Origin of the sequence: Streptomyces sp. NPDC006510 (assembly GCF_040611955.1) — a bacterium.
GTDB lineage: Bacteria > Actinomycetota > Actinomycetes > Streptomycetales > Streptomycetaceae > Streptomyces.
In genome coordinates this window covers 22,333-30,419 of record NZ_JBEXPH010000102.1, presented here as the reverse complement: position 1 = coordinate 30,419, position 8,087 = coordinate 22,333, and the positions used below count along the sequence as shown (strand labels likewise).

General features: G+C 68.5%; 5 protein-coding genes. All 5 read right to left on the bottom strand.

Features of this window, described 5'->3' with window-relative positions; translation table 11 throughout:
• Positions 1–437: 437 nt before the first annotated feature.
• The 5 genes from ABZY11_RS26995 to ABZY11_RS26975 all read right to left on the bottom strand — a co-directional run bounded on the left by ABZY11_RS26995 (position 438) and on the right by ABZY11_RS26975 (position 7,018).
• Entirely contained in the window at positions 438–629 is a 192-nt protein-coding gene (locus ABZY11_RS26995; RefSeq protein WP_356481615.1) for a hypothetical protein, read from the bottom strand.
• A gap of 131 nt (positions 630–760) precedes the next feature.
• Complete coding sequence (locus ABZY11_RS26990) at positions 761–1,429, bottom strand: SGNH/GDSL hydrolase family protein (RefSeq protein ID WP_356481614.1); 669 nt, start codon at positions 1,427–1,429, stop codon at positions 761–763.
• Between the two features lie 468 nt (positions 1,430–1,897).
• Entirely contained in the window at positions 1,898–4,009 is a 2,112-nt protein-coding gene (locus tag ABZY11_RS26985; protein WP_356481613.1) for a DNA topoisomerase IV subunit B, read from the bottom strand.
• 80 nt (positions 4,010–4,089) lie between these two features.
• Positions 4,090–6,123: a DNA topoisomerase (ATP-hydrolyzing) subunit B gene (gyrB, locus tag ABZY11_RS26980; RefSeq protein ID WP_356481612.1), complete on the bottom strand. Its 2,034-nt coding sequence runs from the start codon at positions 6,121–6,123 to the stop codon at positions 4,090–4,092.
• 427 nt (positions 6,124–6,550) lie between these two features.
• Positions 6,551–7,018: a hypothetical protein gene (locus tag ABZY11_RS26975; protein WP_356481611.1), complete on the bottom strand. Its 468-nt coding sequence runs from the start codon at positions 7,016–7,018 to the stop codon at positions 6,551–6,553.
• Positions 7,019–8,087: the final 1,069 nt, after the last annotated feature.

Here is an 8,087-nt window from a genome sequence, read left to right as displayed (position 1 = left end):
CCTGCAGTACCGGCCCGACACCCTCGACGGCTTCATAGCCGGCACCGGCCTGGCCGTCGACACCCCAACGTCACCCTAACCAGCCGAAGTCAGTATGTGTGTCGATGCCGCTCGGCTCCCGCACTGTGCGGTGTCCGGTGCTGCACGGTGGTTGTGGGTTGCTGCTCCCGGACTGCTCGTCGGTGGGTGGGGTGCTGCTTCTGGCGCTGGAGAGCGACGACACTTGAAGGCCGATGGCCTGCCATCGCGTTGGCCGCTGCTGCGCTCGCACGCCCACAGAGCGCAGTCGAAGAACACGTCGACATCAGCTGCAGTGTCCCGGCGCGCGAGCTCGTACAGCGCCTTGCCTTCATTGCCTCCCACGCGGCCACGCGGGCGAGAGACGGCCCGCGGCTACGGCCGGTCTCCCAGTCCAGGTTGGCAACGAAGTCGAACTGTTACTCGGAGACCTTGTCCGCTGTGCCCAGCGAGTTGACGACGATCACGAAGAACGGGGCCACGTGCTCCGCGCTCGCGGGCCAGTTGTCGGGGCCGGCCGCAGGCGGTCCGGCGCGCGGCTCGGCGGTCCGGGAACGCTCGTAACGGGCCGTCCTGCCTTCATCGTTCCTCTCCAGGGGAACGATGTACACGCCTGCCGGACGGCGGCGTGCAGCCGTTGTTTGTTCAGCTCATCCAGCCTGGGTTCCTGCGCCCGCCCGGGGCGGCCCGGTCGGCGAAGCTCCTCGTGATCGCCGGTGTCGCGGGCGCTCGCGAGGCCGGGTCACGCGACCAGGCGCAGCCAGGCCGCCGCGAGTGCGGCGTGACCGGGCGGCGTCGGGTGTACGCCGTCCGCGGCCCAGTACTCCGGCCCGGCCGTCGCGGCGAGCTCGGCGAACATGCCGTCGGCGGCGAGCAGATGCGCGCCGTACTTGCGGGCGAGCCTGCGCACGACCTGGATCTTCGGGTCCAGGTCGGTGCGCCATTCCTTTCGCTCTTCCTCTCCGATGAGCGCGACACCGGCACCGGCCTCGACGACGCCGTGGATCGGCAGGAGGAACGGCTCGATGAGGATCAGGTTCGTGCCCGCCTCGGCAAGGGGCGCGAGCAGGCGGTCATAGCCCGCTTCGAACTCCTCCGCGGGGATCACGTACCCCTTCGGGTCCAGAGTGTGCCAGCCCATGTCGTTGACCCCGACGAGGATCGACACCACGTCCGGGCGCGCGTCGAGTACGTCTGTCTGCCAGCGGGCTTCGAGGTCCATCACCTTGTTGCCGCCAATCCCGGTGTTCAGCCAGGTCACGGGCCGGTCCGGGTGCCGGAGTCCCCACTCGCCCGCGACGCGCAGCGGGTAGCCGAACCCGAGACCGTCCTCGCTCTCCAGCCGTTGGCAGTCGGTGATCGAATCGCCGGTGAACATCACGGTGCTTCCCGGTCGGACAGTGATCGTCATATGCGCTCCTTGGACTCGGGTGAGGAGAGGAAAGCGGAAACCCACAGCCGGATGGGCACCCGGCAGGACCTCTCGAAAGGTGCCAGACCCCACCGACACTGGACCGACAGCGCCCGATATTCCGCCGACACGACGGCTCCGCTGCCCGATCATCCCTGGTCAGAGCTCGCCCACAGCGGCCTACCTGTCCGACACCGCGGCCGCCGACATCCTCGCCCCGTTCTGCGAAGAGACTCGCCCGCCGCTACGCCATATCCGGCGACCACCGCGCCCTTGACGCCGGCGGGGGGTGAGTTGAGGTGTGGGGTGTGACCTCGACCGCCAGGTGGCCAGTGACGCTTTGATTCCTACTGGTCAGGCGGCTGTGTCGATTCCTGGTTGGCCATTACGTCGTCCAGTAGTTGGCCAATCGGGCGTTGGTCCGGGCAATAGAGCAGGCGGGGGCCGCCTGGGCAGGTCGCGCGATTCTCAGATATCGATCCTGGACCGGTCGAGCGTGGCAGCGGAGCCGGCGATGAACTCCTTGCGGGGAGCCACGTCGTTGCCCATCAGCAGGTCGAACACGCCTTCCGCGGCTTCCAGGTCGGTGAGGTTGATCCGGCGCAGGGTGCGGTGGCGCGGGTCCATGGTGGTCTCGGCCAGCTGGTCGGCGTCCATCTCGCCGAGGCCCTTGTAGCGCTGGATGGAGTCCTTGTACCGGATGTTCTTGCTCTGGAACTCGAGCAGCTTGTCGCGCAGCTCGTGGTCCGAGTACGTGTAGACGTACTTGTCCTGGCCCTTCTTCGGCTGGATCAGCTCGATGCGGTGCAGTGGCGGCACGGCGGCGAAGACGCGGCCGGCCTCGACCATGGGGCGCATGTAGCGGTGGAACAGGGTCAGGAGCAGGGTGCGGATGTGGGAGCCGTCGACATCGGCGTCGGTCATCATGATGATCTTGCCGTAGCGGGCCGTGTCGATGTCGAAGGTCCGGCCCGATCCGGCTCCTATGACCTGGATGATCGCGCCGCACTCGGCGTTCTTCAGCATGTCGGTCACGGAGGACTTCTGGACGTTGAGGATCTTGCCGCGGATCGGCAGCAGTGCCTGGAATTCGGAGTTCCGGGCGAGCTTGGCCGTGCCGAGCGCGGAGTCACCCTCGACGATGAACAGTTCACTGCGGTCGACGTCGTCGCTGCGGCAGTCGGCGAGCTTGGCGGGCAGAGAGGAGGACTCCAGGGCCGTCTTGCGGCGCTGGGCGTCCTTGTGCTGGCGGGCGGCGACGCGCGTCCTGGCGGCGGCGACGGCCTTCTCCATGACCACACGGGCCTGCTGGGCTGCGTCACGCTTGGTGGAGGTCAGGAACGCCTTAAGTTCCTTGCTGATCACGGTGTTGACGATGCGGCGGGCCGCCGAGGTGCCGAGGACCTCCTTGGTCTGGCCCTCGAACTGCGGCTCGGCGAGACGAACCGTGACGACCGCGGTGAGGCCCTCCAGGGCGTCGTCCTTGACGATGTCGCCCTCCGCGACACGCAGCAGCTTCTTGGCGCGCAGCACCTCGCTCATCGTCTTGGCGACGGCCTGTTCGAAGCCGGCGACGTGGGTGCCGCCCTTGGGGGTGGCGATGATGTTGACGAAGGACTTCACCGTGGTGTCGTAGCCGGTGCCCCAGCGCATCGCCACGTCCACGCCGAGTTCCCGGGTGACCTCGGTGGGGGTCATCCGGCCGTGGTCGTCGAGGACCGGGACGGTCTCCTTGAAGGTGCCCTGTCCGGTGAAGCGGAGGGTGTCGCAGATGGGCTTGTCGCTCGCCAGGTACTCGCAGAACTCGCTGATGCCGCCGTCGAAGCGGAAGGACTCCTCGCCCTTGCTGCCGCCCTCGCCGAGGCCGTACTCGTCGCGCGCGACGATGGTCAGGCCGGGCACCAGGAAGGCGGTCTGGCGGGCGCGCTGGTGCAGGTTCTCCAGGGAGAGCTTGGCGTCCTTGAGGAAGATCTGTCGGTCGGCCCAGTAGCGCACGCGCGTGCCGGTGCGGCTCTTGGGGACTTTGGTGGTCTGGCGCAGGCCCTGGGCGGGGGTGAAGGGGGCGTCGGGTCCGGGGCCGGTGTAGGTGCCGGGTGTGCCGCGGCGGAAGCTGATGGCGTGAGTGCGGCCGTGGCGGTCGACCTCGATGTCCAGCCGGGCGGACAGCGCGTTGACGACGGAGGCGCCGACGCCGTGCAGGCCACCGGAGGCGGCGTACGAGCCGCCGCCGAATTTTCCGCCGGCGTGGAGTTTGGTGTAGGCGATTTCGACGCCGGACAGGCCGGTGCGGGGTTCGGCGTCCACGGGGATGCCGCGGCCGTCGTCGGTGACTTCCACGGAGCCGTCGTCGTGGAGGATGACCTCGATGTGGTCGCAGGCGCCGGCCAGGGCCTCGTCGACGGCGTTGTCGATGATCTCCCACAGGCAATGCATCAGGCCGCGGCTGTCGCTGGATCCGATGTACATGCCTGGGCGTTTGCGTACGGCCTCCAGTCCTTCGAGCACCATCAGGTGCCGTGCGGTGTAGTCGGAGCCGGCCTGGGGGCGGCTGCCGGTGGCCGGGGCGGGGAACGTGCTCACGCAGTGCTCTCCTGGGCAACAGAGGGTAGTGGTCGGGCTTCGGGCCGGGCCTCCCGGTGGGGCGGGAGCAGTGCCCAGGGTCAGATGTCGAGGAAGCGGACGTCCTTGGCGTTGCGCTGGATGAAGTGGCGGCGGGCTTCGACGTCCTCGCCCATCAGGACGGAGAAGAGGTCGTCGGCGACGGCTGCGTCATCGAGGGTGACCTGGCCCAGGACCCGGTGGTCGGGGTCCATGGTGGTGACGCGCAGTTCCTCGGCGTTCATCTCGCCCAGGCCCTTGAAGCGCTGGATGGAGTCGTCCTTGATCCGGCGGCCGTCCTGCCTGCCCCGCTCCAGGAGCATGTTGCGTTCGCGGTCGGAATAGGCGTATTCGACGTGGTCCCGGCTCCACTTGATCTTGTACAGCGGGGGGCGGGAGAGGTAGACGTGGCCCTCCTCGATCAGTGGGCGCATGAAGCGGAACAGGAAGGTCAGCAGCAGGGTGTTGATGTGCTGGCCGTCGACGTCGGCGTCCGCCATCAGGATGATCTTGTGGTAGCGGAGTTTGGCGATGCCGAAGTCCTCGTGCACGCCCGTGCCGAACGCGGAGATGATCGCCTGGATCTCCTGATTGTGCAGGATCTTGTCGATCCGGGCCTTCTCCACATTGAGGATCTTGCCGCGGATCGGGAGGATCGCCTGGTACTGCGGGTTGCGGCCGGATTTGGCCGAACCGCCGGCGGAGTCACCCTCGACGATGAAGATCTCCGACATCGCCGGGTCGTTCGACTGGCAGTCGGACAGCTTGCCCGGCAGCGCCGCCGTTTCCAGCAGGCCCTTGCGGCGGGTCAGGTCGCGCGCCTTGCGGGCCGCGACCCGGGCCGTGGCCGCCTGGATGGCCTTGCGCACGATGTCCGCGGCCTCGTTCGGGTTACGGCCGAACCAGTCGGTCAGATGCTCGTGGACGATCTTCTGCACGAAGGTGCGCGCCTCGGTGTTGCCGAGTTTGGTCTTGGTCTGGCCCTCGAACTGCGGCTCGCCGAGCTTGACCGAGATGATCGCGGTCAGGCCCTCGCGGATGTCCTCGCCGGAGAGGTTCGCGTCCTTTTCCCGCAGCAGCTTCTTCTCCCGCGCGTAGCGGTTGACCACGGTGGTCAGGGCCGTGCGGAAGCCCTCCTCGTGGGTGCCGCCCTCATGGGTGTGGATGGCGTTGGCGTAGGAGTACACGCTGTCGGTGTACTGGCCATTCCACTGCAGGGCGACCTCGGCCGACAGCAGCCGTTCCGTGTCCTCGGCGGCGATGGTGATGACCGAGGGATGGACCGGCTCGCCCTTGCGGGCATTGAGGTAGGCGACGAAGTCGGTGATGCCGCCGTCGTAGCGGTAGGAGACCGTCTTCGCTGCCGGGTCCGAGTCGGCTTCGTCGGCCGCGGCCGTCGCGCGCGCGGAGGGCCGTTCGTCGGTGAGGTTCAGGGTGAGCCCGCGGTTGAGGAAGGCCATCTCCTGGAAACGCCTGGCCAGCGTCTCGAAGGAGTATTCGGTGGACTCGAAGATCTCGCCGTCTGCCCAGAACGTCAGGGAGGTGCCTGTCCGGGAGGTGGCTTCGTGGCGGGTCAGTGGGGCGGTGGGAGCGCCGTCCCTGTAGTCCTGCGTCCACCGGTAGCCGTCGGTCCGGATCTCCGCCGACAGCCGGGTCGACAGGGCGTTGACCACCGACAGACCCACACCGTGCAGACCGCCGGAGACCGCATACCCGCCGCCCCCGAACTTCCCGCCCGCGTGCAGCACGGTCAGCACGACCTCGACGGCCGGCCGCTTCTCCACCGGGTGCATCCCGACCGGGATGCCGCGGCCGTTGTCGACCACCCGCACCCCGCCGTCGGCCAGGATCGTCACGTCGATCCGGTCGGCCACCCCCGCGAGTGCCTCGTCCACGGAGTTGTCCACGAGCTCCTGCACCAGGTGATGGAGCCCCCGGTCTCCCGTGGAGCCGATGTACATCCCGGGCCGCTTGCGTACGGCGTCCAGGCCGTCCAGAACGGTGATCGCGTTGGCGTCATACGACGCCGCCCCCACATGGCCGGGCTGCTGGGATTCGGGGGTATCGGTGGCGGTGCGAGTGTCGTAAGTGGTCACGGATGCTCTCTTTCGGGCATGGCAGACCGCGCTCCCGCACCGTGGTGCGGGAGCGGCCGGACAGCTGGCGGAGACAGGGCACGGCAGCCCAAACAGGGCCCCGGAGGCTCACGGGGCCTCGGCGCCGCTGACTGCCGGGACGCTGTCCAAGATACCGGAGATGCCCCTTGTTGGAGGGGTGAGAACGCCTCCATGTGCCACTGTGCGGCCCTTGCTCCAACCAAGCCAATCCCCCCTGCCTTGACTCCTTGAAAATGCGGCAGAGGGTTACTCAGGGGCTTTCTTGGCGTCTTGTCGCATAGAGCCCCAGGCGCTATTTCCGGCGTGACCCTCCGCGGTCAGCAGTCGCGCTGCGTCAGGCCGCCAGCCCCGGCCTCCCGTCGAACCCTGCCCGGTGGCGGGTGCTGCTGGAGGCGGCATCAGGCGTTTACGGTTGCCGCTGGTCGATGGTGCTGGCGAGCTGGTCGGCGTGCTCCGTCAGGAGCGGCTTGAGCTGGGCGTAATGGGTGTTCGGTCCCGGGGCGGCAAGACAGTTGGCGATCGATTCCCAGTGCCTGCGGTGCCGTAGCTGGGGCGGCAGGGCGGGGATGGGAGGGGCGAGGGCGCGCTCGCTGCGGGTGACGCGCGGCCGGACGAATTCCGAAGCGGCCTGGTGCTTCCGTGGGCTGTCGAGGGGCGGGGTGGTGCCGGGCCTCGGAGTGACCTGCCCCCAGATAGTGGCCCAGTGCGTTTGGGGCAGCGTCCAGGTTGCCAGGCTGAGGGCTTCGTCGCGGTCGTGCTGGTCGAGGGCGAGGATCTGGTCCGCCGTGTGGAGAAGAGCCGCTGAGGCGATGGCCGACTCCGGTGGCCGGTCCCGGGTGTGCTGCCGGCGTGTATGTAGCTTCGAGGTGATCAATACGGATCTGGTCGAGGCTGGTCTTCGTGATGCGTTCGCTGCTGTCAAGGATCGCGGTGATCGCGGCTTGGCGAAGGAGCCGGGTCGGACTTCCGATCCGGCCCGCGGTCCGCTGGTGAAGGTAGGACGCGTGGCGGGGGAGGGGCTCTACCCGGTGCGCGCGGAGATCGAGCGCGGTTTCCACTGCCGTGATCAGCTCTTTGAACGGCTCGTGCTTCCCGAGCCGCGCCGAGAACGCTCCGCATTCCACCGGGCTGGCGAGTGCGGCGAGTTGCGCCCCACGCACACCGCTGAACAGGGCGGTCGTGGTGACGTCGATGCCCGCGTACACGAACGTCGCCCTGATGCGTTCGGTCAGGTCTTTCAGGAGGTCGACGCTCTCCGCACCGGCGGTGGTGCGGGGATTGAAGCGGTGAGTCTCGTCGATCATCACCAGGCGCACGCCCCCACGGTTGTAAATATGCAGACAGGTGGTCAGGGGCCCGGACGGCTCGGCCGTACCGTCCACGCGGGAGGTGTCCCGGGCGCTCCGGCTTTCCGGCGTGTTGGCGGTGTGGAGTGCCGGTGGGCGGCGGTTCACCATTTCTCAGCCTCCGCGCGGGCGTCATACGGCCCGTACCCGGTGGAGGAGGCGGTGGGGGAGCCGTCTTCGTCTTCATCGGTGTCCTGGCCGGGGTGTGGTGGCTCGTCGGGGTGTCGTCGAGGCTGTTGGTGTCCGTCTCGGGGGCTGTTTCGCCGGCAGCCTGGTCCGGGTCCTGCGGGCCGTCCGGGGCCCGCTGCGAGGGCAGGGGGTCCAGGCGGGTGGTGTCGATCTGGACCTGTTCCCCGGGCCGCAGCACCACGGTCGGGGTGAACCCGCGCCCGTCTTCCGTGATCGGCGCCGTGCGTACGGGATTAGCCCGCTGCTCCCGCCCACGACGATGAGGTGGTCATGTTCAGCCTCCGCTCCGCCCAGCCGCCGAGACCGCGAGCACGTCCAGCGCCAGGCTGCCGAGCTCCTGGACGAGGACCTCGCTGCCTCCACGTCACCTGTACCACCCGCGGTACCACCACCCCCTCCGACCGCCGC

What these genes read in the sequence shown, in the direction of transcription:
- ABZY11_RS26990 (WP_356481614.1), bottom strand. Translation starts at nt 1,429, where the DNA reads ATGACGATCACTGTCCGACCGGGAAGCACCGTGATGTTCACCGGCGAT.